This window comes from Pseudomonas californiensis (genome assembly GCF_021147775.1).
GTDB lineage: Bacteria > Pseudomonadota > Gammaproteobacteria > Pseudomonadales > Pseudomonadaceae > Aquipseudomonas > Aquipseudomonas californiensis.
This window is the reverse complement of the sequence record NZ_JAGTPK010000002.1, coordinates 273890-294973: the sequence shown is the minus strand read 5'-3', so window position 1 is coordinate 294973 and position 21084 is coordinate 273890. Positions and strand designations below refer to the sequence as shown.

Annotated in this window: 18 protein-coding genes; 9 read left to right on the top strand and 9 right to left on the bottom strand. The window is 58.1% G+C overall.

Features of this window, described 5'->3' with window-relative positions; translation table 11 throughout:
* Positions 1 to 32 precede the first annotated feature (32 nt).
* Positions 33 to 248, top strand: coding sequence for a hypothetical protein (locus KDX37_RS03445; protein WP_231651270.1), 216 nt, complete (start codon positions 33 to 35; stop codon positions 246 to 248).
* Between the two features lie 38 nt (positions 249 to 286).
* On the opposite strand, the gene KDX37_RS03440 is transcribed toward KDX37_RS03445, so the two are convergent.
* From KDX37_RS03440 to KDX37_RS03425, 4 genes are all read right to left on the bottom strand, one after another.
* Positions 287 to 844, bottom strand: a complete 558-nt coding sequence (locus tag KDX37_RS03440) for a GNAT family N-acetyltransferase (protein ID WP_231651269.1) — start codon at positions 842 to 844, stop codon at positions 287 to 289.
* A gap of 22 nt (positions 845 to 866) precedes the next feature.
* Positions 867 to 1646, bottom strand: coding sequence for a DNA polymerase III subunit epsilon (gene dnaQ / locus KDX37_RS03435; RefSeq protein WP_231651268.1), 780 nt, complete (start codon positions 1644 to 1646; stop codon positions 867 to 869).
* 89 nt (positions 1647 to 1735) lie between these two features.
* A complete protein-coding gene (gene rnhA, locus KDX37_RS03430; protein ID WP_231651267.1) occupies positions 1736 to 2188 on the bottom strand; it encodes a ribonuclease HI in 453 nt (150 codons plus the stop codon).
* A 48-nt stretch (positions 2189 to 2236) separates the two neighbouring features.
* Positions 2237 to 2995: a methyltransferase domain-containing protein gene (locus KDX37_RS03425; RefSeq protein WP_231651266.1), complete on the bottom strand. Its 759-nt coding sequence runs from the start codon at positions 2993 to 2995 to the stop codon at positions 2237 to 2239.
* 81 nt (positions 2996 to 3076) lie between these two features.
* Between KDX37_RS03425 and gloB the strand changes: the two genes are divergently transcribed.
* The 8 genes from gloB to fabI all read left to right on the top strand — a co-directional run bounded on the left by gloB (position 3077) and on the right by fabI (position 13871).
* Positions 3077 to 3856 (top strand): hydroxyacylglutathione hydrolase, encoded by a 780-nt coding sequence (gloB, locus tag KDX37_RS03420; RefSeq protein ID WP_231651265.1) that lies wholly within the window; start codon positions 3077 to 3079, stop codon positions 3854 to 3856.
* A gap of 98 nt (positions 3857 to 3954) precedes the next feature.
* Positions 3955 to 5541, top strand: coding sequence for a lytic transglycosylase (locus tag KDX37_RS03415; RefSeq protein WP_231651264.1), 1587 nt, complete (start codon positions 3955 to 3957; stop codon positions 5539 to 5541).
* Between the two features lie 126 nt (positions 5542 to 5667).
* Positions 5668 to 7494 (top strand): extracellular solute-binding protein, encoded by a 1827-nt coding sequence (locus tag KDX37_RS03410; RefSeq protein ID WP_231651263.1) that lies wholly within the window; start codon positions 5668 to 5670, stop codon positions 7492 to 7494.
* Positions 7494 to 9350, top strand: coding sequence for an extracellular solute-binding protein (locus KDX37_RS03405; RefSeq protein WP_231651262.1), 1857 nt, complete (start codon positions 7494 to 7496; stop codon positions 9348 to 9350). Before KDX37_RS03410 ends, KDX37_RS03405 begins: the two co-directional genes overlap by 1 nt.
* A gap of 1 nt (position 9351) precedes the next feature.
* Positions 9352 to 10425: a microcin C ABC transporter permease YejB gene (locus tag KDX37_RS03400; RefSeq protein WP_231651261.1), complete on the top strand. Its 1074-nt coding sequence runs from the start codon at positions 9352 to 9354 to the stop codon at positions 10423 to 10425.
* A gap of 1 nt (position 10426) precedes the next feature.
* Positions 10427 to 11446, top strand: a complete 1020-nt coding sequence (locus KDX37_RS03395; protein WP_231651260.1) for an ABC transporter permease — start codon at positions 10427 to 10429, stop codon at positions 11444 to 11446.
* Between the two features lies 1 nt (position 11447).
* Positions 11448 to 13058: an ABC transporter ATP-binding protein gene (locus tag KDX37_RS03390; protein WP_231651259.1), complete on the top strand. Its 1611-nt coding sequence runs from the start codon at positions 11448 to 11450 to the stop codon at positions 13056 to 13058.
* Positions 13059 to 13076: 18 nt separating this feature from the next.
* Positions 13077 to 13871, top strand: a complete 795-nt coding sequence (gene fabI / locus KDX37_RS03385) for an enoyl-ACP reductase FabI (protein ID WP_231651258.1) — start codon at positions 13077 to 13079, stop codon at positions 13869 to 13871.
* Positions 13872 to 13922: 51 nt separating this feature from the next.
* Here fabI and KDX37_RS03380 read toward each other — a convergent pair whose 3' ends face one another.
* From KDX37_RS03380 to clpP, 5 genes are all read right to left on the bottom strand, one after another.
* Entirely contained in the window at positions 13923 to 15800 is a 1878-nt protein-coding gene (locus tag KDX37_RS03380) for a SurA N-terminal domain-containing protein (protein ID WP_231651257.1), read from the bottom strand.
* Between the two features lie 205 nt (positions 15801 to 16005).
* On the bottom strand, positions 16006 to 16278 hold the full coding sequence (locus tag KDX37_RS03375) for an HU family DNA-binding protein (protein ID WP_002552737.1): 273 nt from the start codon (positions 16276 to 16278) through the stop codon (positions 16006 to 16008).
* A 146-nt stretch (positions 16279 to 16424) separates the two neighbouring features.
* The gene (gene lon, locus KDX37_RS03370) at positions 16425 to 18821 is read right to left on the bottom strand and encodes an endopeptidase La (protein WP_231651256.1); all 2397 of its coding nucleotides are present in this window, start codon (positions 18819 to 18821) and stop codon (positions 16425 to 16427) included.
* Between the two features lie 207 nt (positions 18822 to 19028).
* Positions 19029 to 20312, bottom strand: a complete 1284-nt coding sequence (gene clpX / locus KDX37_RS03365; protein WP_231651255.1) for an ATP-dependent Clp protease ATP-binding subunit ClpX — start codon at positions 20310 to 20312, stop codon at positions 19029 to 19031.
* Positions 20313 to 20418: 106 nt separating this feature from the next.
* Complete coding sequence (gene clpP / locus KDX37_RS03360; RefSeq protein WP_002552734.1) at positions 20419 to 21060, bottom strand: ATP-dependent Clp endopeptidase proteolytic subunit ClpP; 642 nt, start codon at positions 21058 to 21060, stop codon at positions 20419 to 20421.
* Positions 21061 to 21084 lie beyond the last annotated feature (24 nt).

Sequence of the window (21084 nt, the reverse complement as noted above, 5' to 3'; positions counted from 1 at the left end):
GGTTATCTTCAGTTTCAGAGGTTACAAAGCAAATGGCTTCAGTTCTAGTCGGACAATTTCATGCCCGGGATGCGGAAGGCCGTGTCTACCCTGTGCATGAGTTCCAGGAATCCCAGCCGGATGAGTCTCAGCTCGCCGAGCCTGTCATTACCTATCGACTGGCGATCGGTGACCGGGTCAAGCATCTGGGCGGGGACGATTTCGAGCTGGTGCAGTCCGGCGTGAAGATGACCCGTCTGCCAAAGTGACATGAGCGCGTTTCCTGTCTGCCCCATGCAGGCGGGAATCAGCTTTCGGGAAAGATCAGGTACCAGAAGATCGCCGCTTCGCGGGTCTGCGGATCAATCCCTCGGTAGCGCATGTGGTCCACGCCACCGACCACGTACCCACACTGCTCATAGAGTTTGCAGGCTGCCAGATTGTTGTTCTGGGTTTCCAGCGTGATGCCCGGCAGATTGCGTTTCTGGCTCCAGAACCGGGCAACATCGAGCAGCGAGCGCGCTACCCCATGCCGACGAGCGGACTCATCGACGGCTAGCTCGTCGATGTGGGCAAAACCGCTCCAGTGCGTACTCAGCACCATATGGCCCACCGCACGTTCATCCAGCCAGGCGACCAACACCGAGCTGTCCGCCGCATCGCGGTAATCGCAGAATTCCTGAGAATCAATACCGTAATTCTTGAGGTAAGGCTCGACGGGCTCTATCTGCCATGAATCCACACGCTCACCTACCCGAGGCGTGGCATAGCCGCGGACGGTGAAGGTGAATTCGCTGTTGAGGATGTAATCCTCGAAGCATTCGTCAGCAACGCGAATGCTCAGGGCAGGGTTTGAAACAATCATGTCACCACTCGACCAGTTGCTGTCAGGAAGATGCCTGCGCCTGGGCTTCCAGCAGTTGCACCCACAGCGCAGGCGCGCCGGATGCCTTGGCGATGGTAGACATACGCACTTCGTGCTCCGCCAGTTCACTTTCGGACGCACGAATTACGCGGCAGGGCGTGCGATCGCCTGGCAGACGGCGAATTTCGCTGCCACGATTGCCTGAACCTTCGCCCGAACCATTGCCGTCGGACGCATTGCCCGCCAGCGACAGGCTGGTCTGCCCGCCGGTCATGGCCAGGTAGACGTCTGCCAGAATCTCGGAGTCGAGCAAGGCGCCGTGCAATTCACGGCCCGAGTTATCGACGCCATAACGCTTGCACAGGGCATCCAGGCTGTTGCGCTGCCCTGGGTGGCGTTCTCGCGCCATCATCAGGGTATCGAGTATCGAGCAGTGCTGCGCGATATCGGTCTTGTCACGCGCGCCCATCAAGGCGAATTCGTTGTTGATAAAGCCAACGTCAAATGCCGCGTTGTGGATGATCAACTGCGCGCCCTTGATGAACTCGAAGAATTCATCGGCGACTTCGGCAAAGCGTGGTTTGCCGACCAGAAACTCATTGGTGATACCGTGAACACCGATCGCGCCTTCGTCACTCTCGCGGTCGGGTTGCAGGTAAACGTGAAAGTGCCGACCCGTCAGGCGGCGGCCGATCAGTTCGACACAGCCAATCTCGATGATGCGGTGACCATCGGTCACCGGCATACCGGTGGTTTCGGTGTCGAGTACGATCGAGCGGTTATCCAGGTTTTGCATTGCCATTGACTGTGCCTCATCTACAGGCCGCGATCTTAGCACGCCGCAGCCAGTACAAGCCTGTGCCCTGCCTGAGTCAGCCAGGACGGTCTCGCTTAGCCGTGCTTGATGCCGCGAACTTCGTCGACACCCCGGTTGGCCAACTGATCAGCGCGTTCGTTGCCAGGATGGCCGATGTGACCGCGCACCCATTGCCACTTCACCGTGTGACGATTGACCTGCTCATCCAGTTGCTGCCACAGGTCGGCATTCTTTACCGGCTCCTTGGCGGCGGTTTTCCAGCCGCGCTTTTTCCAGTTGACCATCCACTCGGTGATGCCTTTCATGACGTATTGAGAGTCGGTCACCAGCAAGACTTCGCAAGGGCGCTTGAGTTCTTCAAGGCCACGAATGGCGCCGGTCAGCTCCATCCGGTTGTTGGTGGTGTTGGCTTCGCCGCCCCACAGTTCCTTTTCAACGCCCTTGCACACCAGCAGGGCGCCCCAGCCGCCAGGGCCGGGATTGCCTTTGCAGGCACCGTCGGTGAAGAGTTCAACGCTATCGCTCATTACAACCTTTCCACACTGTTGGGCTTCATTGTGCGTAGCAGGCAATCGTCAGGTATCGGGGGTATTGCGACTGACCTTGGCCATGGGCATCGGAATCAGCTTGCCCATGGGTTCACGACGGACCTGACGCAATGGACGCAGGCCCACCACCAGCTTGCGCGCTACCAGTAGATAGAAGCCGCCGCCGGGACTTTGTCGTCCTTCGCCAAGGTTTTCGAGCCCCATCAGACGCGACTGCCATGCTGCTGAAGCGAGGGGCGGACGATAGCATCCGAAGCGCCGTTTCTCCAGTGCGAAGCCCAGCAGGTTCAGCCAGTCAGCGACCCGTGACGGCGAAATACAGCGTGCCTTGCGCAGCGCATCTCGAGCAAATACGTGCCGTACTCCCCAGGTACTCCAGGGGTTGATGCCGATGATCAACAGATGCCCACCAGGACGCACGCTGCTCGCGGCCTCGCGCAGCAGCCCATGGGGCGACAGGCAGAAATCCAGCCCGTGTTGCAGAACAACGACATCCGCTGCGTGCTCGCTCAAAGGCCAGGCCTGCTCTTCGCAGACAATTTCGACACCGGGCAGCGGCGCGCCGAGGCGAACATTGCGCTGCACCTGATGAGCAACTGGCGGGGTCTCGGCGGACGGCCCGTAGTGCACCAGATAGCCACCAAAATAACGCCCCAGTTCATCTTCGAGAACCCGGCGCTCTTCTTCCAGCAGCAGTTGCCCCACAGGGCCTGACAGCCACTCGCGGGCGGTGCGGATCAACGCAAGCCACTCAGGATCGGCCTGAGCGAACGCTTCATCGGTCATGAGTTCTTCTCCACAGGTGCTCGCACGGAGCAGCAACAGACTCTAAGATGCACCATTGTCTTCCGCGATGCGAACTGCGCCATGATACAGATCCATGCCCTCCCCGCTTTCAATGACAATTACATCTGGTTGTTACAAGACCTTTCGACCCGGCAGTGCGCGGTCGTCGATCCGGGAGACGCCAAGCCGGTGCTCGACTGGCTGGCGCAAAATCCCGACCACCGGCTGACCGACATCCTGATTACTCACCACCATAACGATCACGTGGGTGGCGTTGTTCAGCTCAAAAAAGCCACTCAGGCTCGAGTGTCGGGGCCCGCCGACGAAAACATCCCTGAACGTGACGTGGCGCTGGCTGATCTTGAAGAGATCAGCGTGCTGGGCATGACGTTCACCGTCCACGCCGTTCCCGGCCATACACTGGGTCATATTGCGTTCTACCACGACGAGGCGACCACGCCCTTGCTGTTCAGTGGCGACACCCTGTTTGCGGCTGGCTGCGGACGGTTGTTCGAGGGCACACCTGAACAAATGCACGAATCGCTTCAGCGTCTGAATCGCTTTGCAGACAACACCCAGGTTTACTGCGCCCACGAATACACGCTGAGCAACCTGCGCTTCGCTCAGGCAGTCGAACCCGACAACACCGATATTGCCCATCGCCTTGCCGAAGTGACCCGCTGGCGCAACGAAAACCGGATCAGCCTGCCTTCAACAATGGCTCTCGAACGACTGACCAATCCCTTCCTGCGCACCCATGAAACATCCGTTAAAGAAAAAGCGGACGAACGGAGCGGTCACGAAAACACCTCTCAAACGGCTGTTTTCGCCACCTTGAGAGCCTGGAAAGACAAGTTCTGAGTGACACTCAAACCGCAATAAAATTCTGAAAGGTTGACCGACGGCAGCACGCTTTCTAGAATCGCCCGACATTTTCGTCTGGATGCACCCCCCGAACAATGTCGTCATCTATAAGCAAGCCGGTAAATTCGGACGCATTGACTCGGTTGGCTCAGGCCGTGGCCGTAGCCGCGAGTGCCCTGTTGGCAGGCTGCCAAACCACTGCCAACGTCGAACCCGTCAGCGCTCATCGCGCGCCAAACCTGGCCGCCGGCATCAAGCAAAAGCCCATCTTCCTGTCTCAGAAGCCTGTCGTTCCTCTGGCCCCGCCTCAAGATGTATGGGAGCGGATGCGCCAGGGTTTCCAGTTGCAGCAAGGCAACGATCAAAACCCGCGTATTGACCAGCAGCGCCTGTGGTTCGCCAACAATCCTTCCTTTCTGGAAAACGCCGGCGAACGCGGCAGCCTGTACATGCATTACATCGTTGAGCGTCTGGAAGAGCGCAACATGCCGCTCGAACTGGCCCTGCTCCCGGTCATCGAAAGTGCCTACAACCCGATGGCTGTGTCACGCAGCCAGGCCGTAGGCCTCTGGCAGTTCATACCGTCAACCGGGCGCTACTTCAATCTGCGCCAGACCAATTTCTATGACGGCCGTCGCGACATCCAGGCGTCGACTGTCGCAGCGCTGGACTACCTGACACGCCTGCATGACATGTTCAATGGCGACTGGCTGCTGGCCCTCGCGGCCTATAACGCCGGTGAAGGCACCGTCAGCCGCGCCATCGAGCGCAACGACAAGCTCAACCTGCCGACTGACTACTGGAACCTGCCTCTGCCGCAGGAAACCCGCGACTATGTGCCCAAGCTCCTGGCATTGTCCCAGGTGGTCCTGTCGCCTGAAGCGTATGGCGTCAACCTCAACCCGATCGCCAACGAGCCCTACTTTGAAGTCGTCGAGCTGAACAAGCGCGTTGACCTGTCCAAGGTGGCCAGCGCAGCCGACATCGACGAAGACGAGCTCATCCAGCTCAATCCAGCTTTCAAGAAACGTCTGACCATCGACGGCCCTCAGCATTTGCTGGTGCCGACGTCCAAGGCGCAACTGCTGACGGCAAGTCTGTCGACCATGAAGCAGGAAGAACTGGTTGCCTGGCAGCCTTATCGGGTTCGTCGCGGCGACACGCTTGAAAGCCTCGCAAGCCGCTATCAGGTGACCGTCAGTTCGCTGAAAGGCAATAACAAGCTGGCTGGTAATAAACTTAAAGTCGGCCAGTCACTGAGCATTCCGGTCAAGCCAGGCCTGAATTCCTCTGCTCCAGTATTCGAAGCACTGGCCAGCAACGACAAGCCATCACGCAGCCGCACCTACAAGGTGAAGAACGGCGATAATCTGACCACCATTGCGCAAGCCAACAAAGTGGATGTCGAGGACCTTCAGCGCTGGAACAAATTGTCCGGCAAGAAACTCAGGATCGGTCAGACCCTGGTGATGCAGGATGCGACCAAAGCCAGCAGCAAGTCGGTCGCCAGCGCCAAGGACAGCGAAAAGAAATCCATGCAATACAAGATCCAGAAAGGCGACTCCATGTACATCGTCGCCAAGCGCTTCAACGTCGAGATGCAACATCTCAAACGCTGGAACCCACGTACCGGCCAGGCCCTCAAACCCGGCCAGACTCTGACCGTCTACCTGCCTCACTGATGGCTGTCGGGCTTGCCTGGAAATGACCTTGGGGCAAGCGGACAGCCTGCCCTGCGGCGCGCGGTCTTTTTCCTGTCGGGACAAGCTGTTACTGTTAGCGACCCGAAAGCCCAAGTCGCCTGGATCGTGATACGTCCCTTCCTGCTAATCGTCAGTCTGGCCTTGAGCTTCTGTGCCAACGCAACCATCACCGAGAGTCATGGTTACGCGCAGTTTGGCGTCCTCAAGTACCCAGGCAGCTTTACTCATTTCGACTGGGTCAATCCCGAGGCGCCGAAGGGTGGCACCTTGAGAATGATGGCGTTCGGCACCTTCGACACACTCAACCCCTATACCTTCAAGGGCAGCAGCCCGGTCTCGACAGGTAATTTCCTGCAATATGGCGTCAACGAGCTCAACGAGCCGCTGATGGTCGGCACCGGTCAGTACGACCCGTCAGGCGATGAACCCACTTCGAGTTACGGCCTGATCGCACAGTCGGTGGAGTACAGCGATGACCGCAGCTGGGTAGTCTTCAACATCCGCCCGCAGGCACGCTTCCACGATGGCAAGCCAATCACTGCCTACGACGTGGCCTTTTCCTACCGCACGCTGCTCAAGGACGGCCACCCCCAGTACCGCACGGCGCTTCAGGAAGTGCAGCGTGTCGACATCCTCAACCGACACCGTATCCGCTTTGTTTTCAAGCGTGCCGGTAACCCTCTGCTGATTCTGCGCCTCGGTGAACTGCCCGTCCTGCCGCAACATTACTGGAAAGGGCGCGACTTCAAGGCGACGACGTTCGAGCCTCCACTGGGCAGCGGGCCGTACCGGATTACCCGCGTACAGCCGGGTCGTCAGCTGGTGTTCGAGCGGGTCAAGGATTACTGGGGCGAGGATCTGCCGGTCAACCGCGGCAAATACAATTTTGATCGCGTCGAGGTGGAGTTTTACCGCGACAGCGACGTGGCCTTCGAAGCCTTCAAAGCGGGCGAATTCGACATCTATATCGAGCATCAGGCCAAGAACTGGGCCAACGGCTACGATTTTCCGGCGGTCGCCCGGGGCGATGTGATCAAGGCGCAGATCCCGCACCGGATTCCGACCCAGACCCAAGGCCTGTTCATGAACACTCGTCGCGCTGCGTTCTCGGACATACGTGTCAGGGAAGCGCTGGGGTTGCTGTTCAATTTCGAATGGACCAACCGCACGCTGTTCAGCGACGCCTATGCCCGCTCGATCAGTTACTACCCCAACAGCGAATTCTCTGCGACAGGTGTGCCCATCGGCGCCGAATGGCTGGCATTGGCGCCGTATCGCGACGTGCTGACGCCGAGCCTGTTCACGCAACCGTTCACCCCATCGAAAACTGACGGCGGCGGCCTGCCGCGTGACACCTTGCGCAAGGCGCTGGGCCTGCTGGCAGACGCTGGCTGGAAGCTTTCCGATCAGGGTTTGCTCAACGCGAACAAACAGCCGTTGCGCTTCGAGATCCTGCTGGTCAACCCGAACCTTGAGCGCATCCTGCAACCGTACATCGAGGACCTGCGACGCCTGGGCATCAACGTGAGCCTTCGCACCGTCGATCGTGCCCAGTACAAGCAGCGCCTCGACCGGTTCGATTTCGACATGATCCTGATGACTCTGCAGCAGACACTGAGCCCCGGCCTTGAGCAATGGCAGTATTTCCATTCCAGCCAGGCCACGATCAATGGCAGCAAGAATTATGCAGGTGTCGCCAACCCGGTGGTCGATGGCCTGCTCAACAAACTGCTGGCCGCACAGACCCGTGATGAGCAGGTGGCAACCGCCCGCGCACTGGATCGCGTGCTGTTGTCGCAGCATTACAGCATTCCCAATTGGTACCTGAACAATCATCGCCTTGCTTATCGCAATCGATTCGCCATGGTCACCACCCCGCCCTACACATTGGGGCTGCGCGCGTGGTGGCTCAAGTCTCTGGAGAAGCCTTGATGAACCCTTTGCATTCCCTGCGCACGCAGGCTGCGATCCTGCTGCTGAGCGGCCTGGCCTGCACGGTGCAGGCAGCACCTCAGCACGCACTGACCCTTTACGACGAAGCGCCCAAGTACCCGGCCGACTTCAAGCACTTCGATTATGTGAACCCGGACGCGCCGAAGGGCGGGACATTCCGTCAGTCAGGCTTTGGCGGTTTTGACAGTCTCAACCCGTTCATCAACAAGGGCGTAGCCGCCGATGACATCGGCCTGATCTACGACACCCTCGCCCGATCGAGTCTGGATGAACCCTTTACCGAATACGGTCTGGTCGCGGGCAAGATCGAGAAAGCCCCGGACAACACCTGGGTGCGTTTCTATCTGCGCCCCGAGGCACGCTTCCATGACGGTCACCCTATTCGCGCCGAAGACGTCGAGTTCAGCTTCAAGACGCTGATGGAACATGGCTCGCCCATGTACCGTGGTTACTACGCAGGCGTTGATCAGGTGATCGTCGAGGACCCGCTGCGAGTGCTGTTCAAATTCAAACAAAGCGACAGCCGCGAGCTGCCGTTGATCCTCGGCCAGCTTCCGGTGCTGCCCAAGCACTTCTGGGCAACCCGGGATTTCAGCAAGGGCAACCTGGAATTTCCGCTGGGCAGTGGGCCCTATAAGGTCGTTGACGTGAAGGCAGGACGCTCGGTGCGTTATGAGCGGGTCAAGGACTACTGGGGCAAGGATCTGGCAATCAACAAGGGTCAGTACAATTTCGATGTCCTGACCACCGACTACTACCGCGACAACACCGTAGCCCTGGAAGCGGGCAAGGCCGGGCAATTCGATTACTGGCTGGAAACCAGCGCAAAAAACTGGGCGACCGCCTACGACACGCCAGCAGTTCGAGACGGGCGACTGATCAAAGAAGAAATCCCCAATGGCAACCCGACCGGCATGCAGGGTTTTATCTTCAACCTGCGCAAGCCGGTGTTTCAGGATGTGCGCGTGCGCGAAGCGCTGACCTTGCTGCTGGATTTCGAATGGACCAACAAGCAACTGTTCAACGGCTCCTACAGCCGTACGAAGAGTTACTTCGACAATTCGGAAATGGCCTCAAGCGGCCTGCCGTCAGCTGCGGAATTGAAAATTCTCGAACCGCTGCGCGGCAAAATCCCCGACCGGGTATTCACCGAAGCCTTCACGCTGCCGGTGAACGACGCCAGCGGCATGATACGACCGCAACAACGCCGGGCGTTCCAGCTATTGCAGGAAGCAGGCTGGAAGATCGTCGACGACAAGATGGTCGACAAGCAGGGCAATCCGGTGAAGCTGGAGTTCCTGATAGCCCAGACCGAGTTCGAGCGGATCCTGCTGCCGTACAAGCGTAACCTGAGCGATCTGGGCATCGAACTGGTGATCCGTCGCGCCGACGTGTCACAGTACGTCAACCGCCTCCGCTCGCGTGACTACGACATGATCGTCAGCAGCTTTCCGCAATCCAGCTCGCCGGGCAACGAACAGCGGGTGTATTTCGATTCATCAGGTGCCGACAACCCTGGCAGCCGCAATTTCATGGGCCTCAAGGACCCCGCCGTCGATACGCTGGTCAACGGCCTGATCAATGCTGACTCGCGTGAAAGCCTGATCAACCACACCAAAGCGCTGGACCGTGTGTTGCTGTGGGGTTTCTACGTGTTGCCCAACTGGCACATCAAGACCTGGCGCGTCGCCTATTGGAACCACATTGCTCACCCCAAAGCCGAAGCGCTATCGGACATCGGTCTGATGACCTGGTGGGCCAGACCGGACGCCAAGCCTGTTGCAGGGCCTCCACCGTCACCTGACCAGGCCGCCCCGGCGAGCACGGAGCAATAACATGCTGGCTTATATTCTCCGACGGCTACTGCTGATCATTCCGACCCTGTTCGGCATTTTGATCATCAACTTCATCATCATCCAGGCCGCCCCCGGTGGCCCGGTCGAGCAGATGATCGCCAAGATCGAAGGCTTCGAAGGCGCCACCAGCCGCATTGCCGGCGGCGGCGCAGAGGTTTCGGTGGCAGGCTCCAACTACCGTGGCGCACAAGGCCTGGACCCGGCACTGGTCAAGGAAATCGAGCGGATGTACGGCTTCGACAAATCCGCGCCGGAACGCTTGTGGATCATGATCAAGAACTACGCGACGCTGGATTTTGGCGACAGCTTTTTCCGGGACGCCAAAGTCATCGACCTGATTGTCGAGAAAATGCCTGTCTCCATATCGCTGGGGTTATGGAGCACCCTGATCATGTACCTGGTGTCGATACCGCTGGGCATCGCCAAGGCCACCCGCCACGGCAGCCAGTTCGACGTATGGACCAGTTCGGCGATCATCGTCGGTTACGCCATACCGGCATTTCTGTTCGCGATCCTGCTGATCGTGGTGTTTGCCGGTGGCAGCTATTTCAACTGGTTCCCGCTCCGTGGGTTGACCTCCAACAACTTCGAAGAGCTGAGCACCGCAGGCAAGATCTTCGATTATTTCTGGCACCTGGTACTGCCAGTCACAGCGCTGGTGATCGGTAACTTCGCGACCATGACCCTGCTGACCAAGAACAGCTTCCTCGATGAAATCGGCAAGCAGTACGTGATCACCGCCAAGGCCAAGGGCCTGAGCAATCACAAAGTCTTGTACGGCCACGTGTTCCGCAACGCCATGCTGCTGGTGATCGCAGGCTTCCCATCGGCATTCATCGGTATTTTCTTCACCGGCTCACTGCTGGTGGAAGTGATTTTCTCGCTGGACGGTCTGGGACTGATGAGCTTCGAAGCCGCGATCAACCGGGATTACCCGGTGGTGTTTGGCACGTTGTTCATCTTTACCCTGCTGGGGCTGGTGGTGAAGCTGATCGGTGACATCACCTACACGCTGGTAGACCCGCGCATCGACTTCGAAAGCAGGAAGCATTGATATGAAGCTGTCTCCTCTCAATCGCCGCCGCTTCGAACGCTTCAAGGCCAACAAGCGCGGTTGGTGGTCTCTGTGGCTGTTCCTGCTCCTGTTCGGCCTCAGCCTCGGCGCCGAACTGATCGCCAACGACAAGCCGCTGGCCGTACGTTACGACGGCCAATGGTACTTTCCGGTCCTGGAACGCTATCCGGAAACCACCTTCGGCGGAGAATTCCCGCTGGAGGCCAATTACAAGAGCCCTTACATCAAGGAGCTGCTGGCGGCCAAAGACGGCTGGACCCTCTGGGCGCCGATTCCTTACAGCTACCAGAGCATCAATTACGACCTGAAAGTGCCGGCACCCGCGCCGCCATCGAGAGACAACTGGCTGGGTACTGACGATCAGGGCCGCGACGTACTGGCCCGGGTCATCTACGGCTTCAGGATTTCGGTGCTGTTTGCGCTGACCCTGACCATTCTGAGCTCGATCATCGGCGTGGTCGCTGGCGCATTGCAGGGCTTTTACGGCGGCTGGGTCGACCTGCTCGGCCAGCGCTTCCTGGAAGTCTGGTCGGGGTTACCGGTGCTGTACCTGCTAATCATCCTCGCCAGCTTTGTGCAGCCCAACTTCTGGTGGCTGCTGGGCATCATGTTGCTGTTTTCGTGGATGAGCCTGGTCGATGTGGTGCGCGCCGAGTTCCTGCGCGGGCGTAATCTGGAATACGTACGCGCGGCCAGAGCGCTGGGCATGGAAAACGGCGCAATCATGTTCCGCCATATTCTGCCCAACGCCATGGTATCGACCATGACGTTCATGCCATTCATCCTCACCGGCGCCATCGGCACCCTGACCGCCCTGGACTTTTTGGGCTTCGGCCTGCCCGCCGGGTCGCCTTCGCTGGGCGAACTGGTCGCTCAGGGCAAGTCCAATCTTCAGGCGCCATGGCTGGGCATCAGTGCCTTTGCGGTACTGGCCGTCATGCTCAGCCTGCTGGTATTCATCGGCGAATCCGCGCGTGATGCCTTCGACCCAAGGAAATAAGATGAACAATGACAATCTGATCGAAATCCGCGATCTGGCGGTCGAGTTCGTGACAGGCGACTCTCGCCAACGGGTGGTCGAGAACATCAGCTTCGATATTCGTCGCGGTGAGACTCTGGCGTTGGTGGGCGAAAGTGGCTCGGGCAAGTCGGTGACCGCACATTCGATTCTGCGCCTGCTGCCCTACCCCATTGCCAGCCATCCGAGCGGCATCATTCGCTACGCGGGCGAGGACCTGCTGAAGGTCGAAGAAAAAAAGCTGCGTTCGATTCGCGGCAACCGCATCGCCATGATCTTTCAAGAGCCGATGACGTCGTTGAACCCGTTGCACTCGGTGGAAAAACAGATCAACGAAGTGCTCGGTCTGCACAAAGGCCTGACCGGCAAGGCGGCCACCGAGCGCACGCTGGAGCTTCTGGAGCTTGTAGGCATTCCGGAACCACGCAAACGCCTCAGGGCGCTGCCACACGAGCTGTCAGGCGGTCAGCGACAACGAGTCATGATCGCGATGGCACTGGCCAACGAGCCTGAGCTACTGATTGCCGATGAGCCCACTACCGCGCTCGACGTGACGGTGCAGCTGAAAATCCTTGAATTGCTCAAGCAGTTGCAGGCGCGCATGGGCATGGCGCTGCTGCTGATCAGCCACGATTTGAACGTTGTGAAGCAAATAGCCAACCGAGTATGTGTCATGCAGCGCGGTTGCATCGTCGAACAGGCATCGTGCGAAGAGCTGTTCCGTGCTCCGCAGCATCCGTACACCAAAGTTTTGCTGAGTGCCGAGCCCAGCGGCGGTCCTTCGACCAACCCCGCGGGTGCTCCGTTACTGGAAGTCGAGAACCTGAAAGTCTGGTTCCCGATCAAGAAAGGCCTGCTCAAGCGCACCGTGGACCACGTCAAAGCGGTAGACGGTATTCGCTTCAGCCTGCCACAAGGGCAAACACTGGGTATCGTGGGTGAAAGCGGGTCGGGCAAATCGACGCTGGGCCTGGCGATTTTGCGACTCATCGCCAGTCAGGGCAGCATTCGGTTCAACGGCACGCCGCTGGACAACCTGTCACAGCAGCAGATTCGTCCGCTGCGCCGACAGATGCAGGTCGTCTTCCAGGACCCGTTCGGCAGTTTGAGCCCACGCATGTCGGTGAGTGATATCGTGGGGGAAGGCCTTCGAATTCACGGTATGGGCACCGCCGCCGAGCAGGAAACGGCGATCATCGAAGCCCTCAGGGAGGTAGGTCTGGATCCGGATACACGGCACCGCTACCCGCATGAGTTCTCCGGTGGTCAGCGGCAGCGGATTGCAATTGCCCGTGCGCTGGTGCTCAAACCGGCGCTGATTCTGCTGGACGAGCCGACTTCGGCACTCGACCGGACAGTACAGCGTCAGGTGGTAGAGCTGCTTCGCTCGCTGCAAACCAAGTACAACCTGACGTATCTGTTTATCAGCCATGACCTGGCTGTCGTCAAAGCGTTAAGCCACCAGTTGATGGTGGTCAAACAAGGCCAAGTGGTCGAACAGGGTGCAGCGCAGGCTATCTTCGCTGCACCGCAACATACTTATACACAGCAGCTGCTGGAGGCCGCCTTTTTGGCGCCGGTAGCTGTCGATTAACCTGAAGAGGAACAACACATGGGTTTTCTCGCCGGTAAGCGCGTCCTGATCGTCGGTGTCGCCAGTAAACTGTCCATCGCATCCGGCATCGCTGCCGCCATGCATCGTGAAGGTGCAGAGCTTGCTTTCACCTATCAGAACGACAAACTCAAGGGCCGTGTCGAAGAGTTCGCCGCAGGCTGGGGTTCCAACCCTGAGCTGTGCTTCCCTTGCGACGTGGCCAGCGATGAAGAGATCGCCAAGGTCTTCGAAGCACTGAGCAAGAAGTGGGACGGCCTGGACGTGATCGTTCACTCGGTCGGCTTCGCACCGGGCGACCAGCTGGATGGCGACTTCACCGAAGCCACCACCCGCGACGGTTTCCGTATCGCTCACGACATCAGCGCCTACAGCTTCGTGGCCCTGGCCAAAGCCGGCCGCGAAATGATGAAAGGCCGTAATGGCAGCCTGCTGACCCTGTCTTACCTGGGCGCAGAGCGCACCATGCCCAACTACAACGTCATGGGCATGGCCAAGGCCAGCCTGGAAGCCGGCGTTCGTTACCTGGCAGGCAGCCTTGGTCCGGAAGGCACCCGTGTCAACGCCGTATCGGCAGGCCCGATCCGTACTCTGGCCGCATCGGGCATCAAGAACTTCCGCAAGATGCTGGCTGCCAACGAAGCGCAGACTCCTCTGCGCCGTAACGTGACCATCGACGAAGTCGGCAATGCCGGCGCATTCCTGTGCTCGGACCTGGCATCGGGTATCAGCGGTGAGATCATGTACGTCGACGGCGGCTTCAACACCACCGCGATGGGCAACATCGAAGAGTAAAACGCCAACTGCCGCTCATCACGAGCGGCACTTTTTGTGCGAATTTCGAAATCAGAACTTCTCGATCTTCGCCTTGCTTTCCAGCTGTGCACGGAACGCCGCGAAGTCCTGCTGACCAGCACGCGATGACAGGAACCGGCGGTATTGCGCCTTCTCTGCATCAGTTGGTGCAGCCGCCTGATTCACGCCATTGAGGCGCACGATCACGAAGCTGCCATCTGCTGCCGTCTGGCTCGCAAACTCAGGCTTGCCATCAGGCTTGGGCATGCGGAACAGGGTTTGCAGAACAGCAGGATCGACACCTTCCTGACCACGTGCAACCGCTTCCATGACCTTCCATTCGTGACCTTCCTGCTTGGCCGCGTAAGGGATCTTGCCGTCGCGCAATCCAGCCAGCAGAGCTTCGCCCTTGGCCTTGACGGCAGCACTCGCGTGCTCTTTCAGGAGTTGCGCGCGAATCGAGCTGGCAACGCTCTCAAGCGGCAACTGCTGGGGTTGCAGGTGCTCTTTGGAGCGCACCACCACGACAGTCTCCGGGTCCAGTTCCAGCGTATTGCTGTTGGAGCCTTCTTCCAGCACTTCCGGGCTGAACGCAGCCTGGATAACAGCGCGGTTGGCTGTCAGGCCTTCACCGCCTTCACGACCGAACGGCGCAGTGGTCTGAACCTTCAGGCCCAGATCCTGAGCCGGCTGTGCCAGGTCGGACGATTCGAACGCCGAGTCTTCCAGCTGCTTGGTCACTTCAACGAACTTCTGCTCGACCTGTTGCGACTTGAGGTCGCTGGTCAGCTTGTCCTTGAGGCTGGCAAAAGTTGGAACCGACGGCGCTTCAATACCCAGAAGCTTGATCAGGTGCCAGCCGAAATCGGTGCGTACCGGTTGCGAAACCTGATCCTTGTTCAGCGCATACAGCGCCTCTTCAAAGGCCGGGTCGTAAACGCCCTTGCCTGCGAAGCCCAGGTCACCACCCTTGTTCGACGAACCCGGGTCCTGGGAAAACTCCTTGGCCAGCGCCGCAAAGTCTTCGCCCTTGGCCAGACGTTGCTGAATCTCTTCGATCTTGGCCTTGGCCTGCTGATCGTTCAGCTTGTCGTTCACTTCGATCAGGATGTGCGCGGCACGACGCTGCTCGGAGAGATTGGCGATTTCCTTCTGATAAGCCGCCTGGAGGTCTTCGTCCTTGACCTGCACCTTGTCGAAGAAAGACGACTTCTTCAATTCGATGTAATCAAGCACCACCTGCTCAGGACTCATGAACTCCTTGGCGTGCTGGTCGTAGTGAGCCTTGACTTCGTCATCGGTCACTTTGACCGCAGAGGCATCGGCCGGCAGCGTCAGCGAAGCGAAATCACGCGTCTGCTTTTCAAGACGGGCAAACGCTTCAACCTGTGCGTCGGTCACGAACGCACTGCCCGCTACACCTGCGCGTACCTGGCCGATGAGCATTTCCTGCCCAAGCATCTGGCGGAACTGCATACGGCTGTAGCCCAGTTGACGGATTACCTGGTCGAAACGGTCAGCACTGAATTTGCCGTCGACCTGAAACTCAGGCGTCTGCAAAAGCTGCTGATCGAGTGCGGCGTCGGAGAACGAAAACTTCGCGTCGGTTGCGCCCTGTAGCAGCAGCTTGCGGTCAATCAACCCCTTGAGGGCCGATTCACGCAGCAGCTTCTCGTCCAGCATCGCAGGATCGAAATCCTTGCCCAACTGCTGGGACAGTTGCTGGGCCAACTGACGGCGTTGCATGTCGACGGCCTGACTCAACTCATTCTGAGTGATGTCCTCACCGTTGACTTCAGCGGCGTTCTGCTTGTTGCTGGTGGCGGTAAACATCGCTTCGATGCCAGTGAAGGCCATCAGCGCGATGATAATTCCGATGATTGTCTTGGCAATCCAGCCCTGTGAATTGTCCCTGATGTTCTGCAGCATTGCGTCCCCCAAAACGGTTGAACCGGCTAACCAACCGCGGAGCGTGGGTAGAAAGCGGATAGAAGAAAGGCGCATCCGAGGATGCGCCTTCTCGTAACTGACGGAGCGGGAGGGCTCGAACCCTTCGGTGTTGCAACCGATTGCACCACCGCTCCGTCACTGAGCCGGAAAGAATCCGGCCCAGTGGGCAAAGGCTTGAAGAGGCTTAGTTGACAGCTTCTTTCAGGGCTTTACCGGCTTTGAAACCTGGTTTCTTGGCAGCAGCGATTTCCAGCGTCTTACCGGTCTGAGGATTGCGACCGATGCGAGCAGGACGATCAGTGACAGAGAACGTACCAAAGCCAACCAAAACAACCGAGTCGCCAGCCTTCAGAGCGCCAGTGACGGATTCGATCACTGCGTCCAGCGCACGGCCAGCAGCAGCTTTCGGGATATCAGCAGATGCAGCGATAGCATCAATCAGTTCCGACTTGTTCACTCTAAGTCCCCTTATCTCTATATTGAGTATGTTTCTAAGTTTTAGGTGTTAAGCAAAACGAGCGCTGGAAGGCCTGCTGGTACTTGCTTTAAAGAGCCGCTTTATAACAAGGGCTCTAAAAAGCTGTCAAGGAAGCCTGTCCAGTCTTAATGCGTGCTAATTCTTTCCTTAGAGTCAGACTCGCGTTTTTCGTCCTTCGCAACCCTGTCCGGAGCCACATCGGGCAAGGGCTCCGGCGCGTATTGCAGCGCAATTTGCAGGACTTCGTCAATCCATTTAACGGGTTTGATTTGCAGATCCTGCTTGATGTTGTCAGGAATCTCCTTCAAATCACGCACGTTTTCTTCAGGAATGATGACCGTCTTGATACCACCACGGTGAGCAGCCAGAAGTTTTTCCTTCAAACCACCGATCGCCAGCACCTGCCCACGCAAGGTAATTTCACCAGTCATGGCCACGTCCGCACGCACCGGAATCTGGGTCAATGCAGACACCAGCGCCGTGCACATGCCCACGCCCGCGCTTGGACCGTCCTTCGGAGTGGCCCCCTCAGGCATGTGAATATGCGTGTCGTGTTTCTCGTGGAAGTCCGCTGAAATGCCCAGACTACGGGCCCTGCTGCGCACGACGGTCTGCGCGGCAGTGATGGATTCGACCATCACATCGCCCAGCGAACCGGTCTTGATCAACTGACCTTTGCCCGGCACGACGGCAGCTTCGATGGTCAGCAATTCACCGCCCACCTGCGTCCACGCAAGGCCTGTCACCTGACCGATCTGGTCCTGTTGCTCTGCCAGCCCGTAACGGAATTTACGCACGCCCAGGAAGTGCTCAAGCAGCTCCGCCGTGACATGAACGGCAAAACGTTTTTCCAGGGTGTGCTCTTTGACTGCCTTGCGGCAGACCTTGGCAATCTGGCGCTCAAGACCCCGCACGCCCGCTTCGCGGGTGTAATAACGGATGATGTCGCGGATCGCTTCCTCGTCGAATTCGATCTCGCCCTTCTTCAGACCGTTGGCCTGAATCTGCTTTGGCGAGAGGTATTTGACGGCGATGTTGATCTTTTCATCTTCGGTGTAGCCCGGCAGGCGAATCACTTCCATCCGGTCCAGCAGCGCTGGCGGGATGTTCATCGAGTTCGAAGTGCACAGGAACATGACGTCGGAAAGGTCGTAATCGACTTCAAGGTAATGATCGTTGAAGTTGTGGTTCTGCTCGGGGTCAAGAACCTCAAGCAATGCCGAAGCCGGATCGCCACGCATGTCACTGCCCATCTTGTCGATTTCATCGAGCAGGAACAGCGGGTTGCGGACCCCCACTTTGGTCATCTTTTGTATCAATCTTCCTGGCATCGAACCAATGTAAGTCCGGCGATGACCACGGATTTCAGCCTCGTCACGTACGCCGCCAAGCGCCATACGGACAAATTTGCGGTTGGTGGCGCTGGCAATCGACTCGGCGAGAGACGTCTTACCCACACCCGGTGGACCTACCAGGCACAGAACAGGACCACGAATTTTCTTCACGCGCTTTTGCACAGCGAGGTATTCGAGAATGCGCTCCTTGACCTCGTCCAGACCATAGTGGTCGGCGTCGAGAATGGATTCAGCACGCGCCAGGTCCAGACGCACCTTGCTCTGGGCCTTCCACGGTACCTGAACCAGCCAGTCGATGTAGGAGCGCACCACGGTTGCCTCAGCAGACATCGGCGACATCTGCTTGAGCTTGTTCAACTCGGCAGTCGCCTTGGTCAGCGCATCCTTTGGCAAGCCAGCAGCATCGATACGCTTTTTCAGCTCTTCGATTTCATTGTGACCTTCGTCACCGTCACCCAGCTCTTTTTGAATGGCCTTCATCTGCTCATTCAGGTAATACTCGCGCTGGCTGCGCTCCATTTGTTTCTTCACACGACCGCGAATGCGTTTTTCGACCTGCAACAGGTCGATTTCGGCATCCAGCAAGGCCAGCACGTGCTCGACACGGGCTGACAGGTCGATAATCTCGAGGATTTCCTGCTTCTGCTCGATCTTGAGCGCCATGTGCGCCGCCATGGTGTCTACCAGGCGACCAGGCTCATCGATGCTGTTGAGCGACGACAGGACCTCGGCAGGGACTTTCTTGCCCAACTGCACATATTGCTCGAACTGAGCCAGCAGGCTGCGCACAAACACTTCGGACTCACGGTCCGGCGCGTCGACTTCGTCAATGAGCGCGACTTCAGCGCGGTAATGGCCGTCGACTTCGATGAAGCGCTCTACCGAACCGCGCTGCTCGCCTTCGACCAGCACCTTGACGGTGCCGTCCGGCAATTTCAGCAACTGCAATACGGTTGCAATGGTACCGACGCTATACAGAGCCTGCTCGTCAGGATCGTCGTCAGCCGGGTTTCTTTGCGCGAGCAACAGGATTTGCTTGTCGCCCGTCATCGCTGCCTCAAGGGCTTCGATAGACTTCTCGCGCCCCACGAACAGCGGGATAACCATGTGCGGATAAACCACGACATCACGCAATGGCAAAAGAGGCAATTCGATGGTGGTCTTCATGATTTCGCCTCTACGGCGGCCAAGTGGCCGGAACACATGGAATTAGCTTGAAGCCAAGATGGGGGTAGTGTCTGAAAAAAACAAGCTCTAGCACCCCGTCCGGTCAAGATCAGTTTCTTCTACAAGACGAACGTGCGCGCTGAAAATGCAAAAGGGGACCCGCTGGGCCCCCTTTCGTGTCTCTTCACGCGGCGACAGAACTACCTGTCACGCGTCAGGAGCAACCTTGGCAGGCGGCTCGCTGTTTTCGTAAATCAACAACGGCTTGGACGTGCCATCGATCACGCTTTCGTCGATCACCACCTTGCTCACGTCGGTTTGCGACGGGATTTCGTACATGGTGTCGAGCAGAACGCCTTCGAGTATGGAGCGCAAGCCACGAGCCCCCGTCTTGCGCTCAAGCGCGCGACGAGCAACCGACTTCAGCGCGTCAGTGCGGAACTCAAGGTCCACACCTTCCATTTCAAACAGCTTGGCGTACTGCTTGGTCAGCGCGTTCTTCGGCTCGGTGAGGATCTGCATCAGCGCAGCCTCGTCCAGCTCGTCAAGCGTGGCCAATACAGGCAAACGGCCCACGAATTCCGGGATGAGACCGAACTTGACCAGATCGTCAGGCTCGACTTCACGCAGGGACTCGCCCACCTTCTTGCCTTCTTCCTTGCTGCGGACTTCGGCGTTGAAACCGATACCGCCACGGGTGGAACGGTTTTGAATGACCTTTTCCAGGCCCGAGAAGGCGCCACCGCAGATAAACAGGATGTTACGCGTGTCCACCTGCAGGAATTCCTGCTGTGGGTGCTTGCGACCGCCCTGGGGCGGAACGGAAGCCACGGTACCTTCGATCAGTTTCAGCAGGGCTTGCTGCACGCCTTCACCGGAAACGTCACGAGTAATCGAAGGGTTGTCGGATTTGCGCGAAATCTTGTCGATTTCATCGATGTAGACAATGCCCATCTGGGCCTTCTCCACGTCGTAATCACATTTCTGCAACAGCTTCTGAATAATGTTTTCCACGTCCTCACCGACATAACCTGCTTCGGTCAGGGTCGTGGCGTCAGCGATGGTGAACGGCACATTAAGCAAGCGGGCCAGTGTTTCAGCCAGCAGCGTCTTGCCTGAGCCCGTAGGGCCGATCAGCAGGATGTTGCTTTTGCCGAGTTCCACGTCATCGTTTTTCTTGTCGCGCTGGTTCAGACGCTTGTAGTGGTTGTACACCGCTACTGCGAGAACCTTTTTGGCACGCTCCTGACCGATTACATACTGGTCAAGGATGCCGCTGATTTCTTTAGGCGAAGGCAATTTATGCGCGCTGCTTTCAGCCTGTGCTTCCTGCACCTCCTCGCGGATGATGTCATTGCACAGGTCGACGCACTCGTCGCAGATAAAGACCGAGGGGCCGGCAATCAACTTACGCACTTCATGCTGGCTTTTGCCACAGAAGGAGCAATAGAGCAATTTGCCGTTGTCCTCGCCGTTGCGGGTGTCAGTCATTCGATCGATCCAATCCGGTAGGCTTGCAACACAAGATGAAGGCTATTGCGGGCTTTTTCAAGTCCGCAGGCGGTCAGCTGAGCCGACCCCCTACATTTTGAGCCGCTTAGGCAGGCATTTGACGCTTGTTGATCACCGAGTCGATCAGGCCGTATTCAGCTGCTCGCTCTGCGCTCATGAAGTTGTCACGCTCGGTATCACGCTCGATGGTCTCAAGGCTTTGACCGGTGTGATGCGCCAGCAACGAGTTCAGACGATGGCGAATATGCAGGATTTCCTTGGCATGAATGTCGATGTCCGACGCCTGCCCCTGGAAACCGCCCAGTGGCTGGTGAATCATCATGCGCGAGTTCGGCAGGCAGTGACGCTTGCCCTCTGCACCGCCAGCCAGCAGGAACGCACCCATGCTGCACGCCTGACCGATACAGATGGTCGACACGTCAGGCTTGATGAACTGCATGGTGTCGTAGATCGACATGCCTGCAGTCACCGAACCGCCCGGTGAGTTGATGTAGAGATGGATATCCTTGTCCGGGTTTTCCGCTTCAAGGAACAGCAGTTGCGCCGCGATAAGGTTGGCCATGTAGTCCTCTACCGGACCAACCATAAAGATCACCCGCTCCTTGAGGAGGCGCGAGTAGATGTCATAGGCGCGTTCGCCACGGGCGGACTGCTCGATAACCATCGGGACCAGGCCGCCAGCGGCCTGGATGTCAGAGTTCTGCTGAATATAAGAATTGCGGGACATGTCCTGCATTCACTCCCAAATAGT

What these genes read in the sequence shown, in the direction of transcription:
- KDX37_RS03445 (WP_231651270.1), top strand. Translation starts at nt 33, where the DNA reads ATGGCTTCAGTTCTAGTCGGACAATTTCATGCCCGGGATGCGGAAGGC.
- KDX37_RS03440 (WP_231651269.1), bottom strand. Translation starts at nt 844, where the DNA reads ATGATTGTTTCAAACCCTGCCCTGAGCATTCGCGTTGCTGACGAATGC.
- dnaQ (WP_231651268.1), bottom strand. Translation starts at nt 1,646, where the DNA reads ATGGCAATGCAAAACCTGGATAACCGCTCGATCGTACTCGACACCGAA.
- rnhA (WP_231651267.1), bottom strand. Translation starts at nt 2,188, where the DNA reads ATGAGCGATAGCGTTGAACTCTTCACCGACGGTGCCTGCAAAGGCAAT.
- KDX37_RS03425 (WP_231651266.1), bottom strand. Translation starts at nt 2,995, where the DNA reads ATGACCGATGAAGCGTTCGCTCAGGCCGATCCTGAGTGGCTTGCGTTG.
- gloB (WP_231651265.1), top strand. Translation starts at nt 3,077, where the DNA reads ATGATACAGATCCATGCCCTCCCCGCTTTCAATGACAATTACATCTGG.
- KDX37_RS03415 (WP_231651264.1), top strand. Translation starts at nt 3,955, where the DNA reads ATGTCGTCATCTATAAGCAAGCCGGTAAATTCGGACGCATTGACTCGG.
- KDX37_RS03405 (WP_231651262.1), top strand. Translation starts at nt 7,494, where the DNA reads ATGAACCCTTTGCATTCCCTGCGCACGCAGGCTGCGATCCTGCTGCTG.
- KDX37_RS03400 (WP_231651261.1), top strand. Translation starts at nt 9,352, where the DNA reads ATGCTGGCTTATATTCTCCGACGGCTACTGCTGATCATTCCGACCCTG.
- KDX37_RS03395 (WP_231651260.1), top strand. Translation starts at nt 10,427, where the DNA reads ATGAAGCTGTCTCCTCTCAATCGCCGCCGCTTCGAACGCTTCAAGGCC.
- KDX37_RS03390 (WP_231651259.1), top strand. Translation starts at nt 11,448, where the DNA reads ATGAACAATGACAATCTGATCGAAATCCGCGATCTGGCGGTCGAGTTC.
- fabI (WP_231651258.1), top strand. Translation starts at nt 13,077, where the DNA reads ATGGGTTTTCTCGCCGGTAAGCGCGTCCTGATCGTCGGTGTCGCCAGT.
- KDX37_RS03380 (WP_231651257.1), bottom strand. Translation starts at nt 15,800, where the DNA reads ATGCTGCAGAACATCAGGGACAATTCACAGGGCTGGATTGCCAAGACA.
- lon (WP_231651256.1), bottom strand. Translation starts at nt 18,821, where the DNA reads ATGAAGACCACCATCGAATTGCCTCTTTTGCCATTGCGTGATGTCGTG.
- clpX (WP_231651255.1), bottom strand. Translation starts at nt 20,312, where the DNA reads ATGACTGACACCCGCAACGGCGAGGACAACGGCAAATTGCTCTATTGC.
- clpP (WP_002552734.1), bottom strand. Translation starts at nt 21,060, where the DNA reads ATGTCCCGCAATTCTTATATTCAGCAGAACTCTGACATCCAGGCCGCT.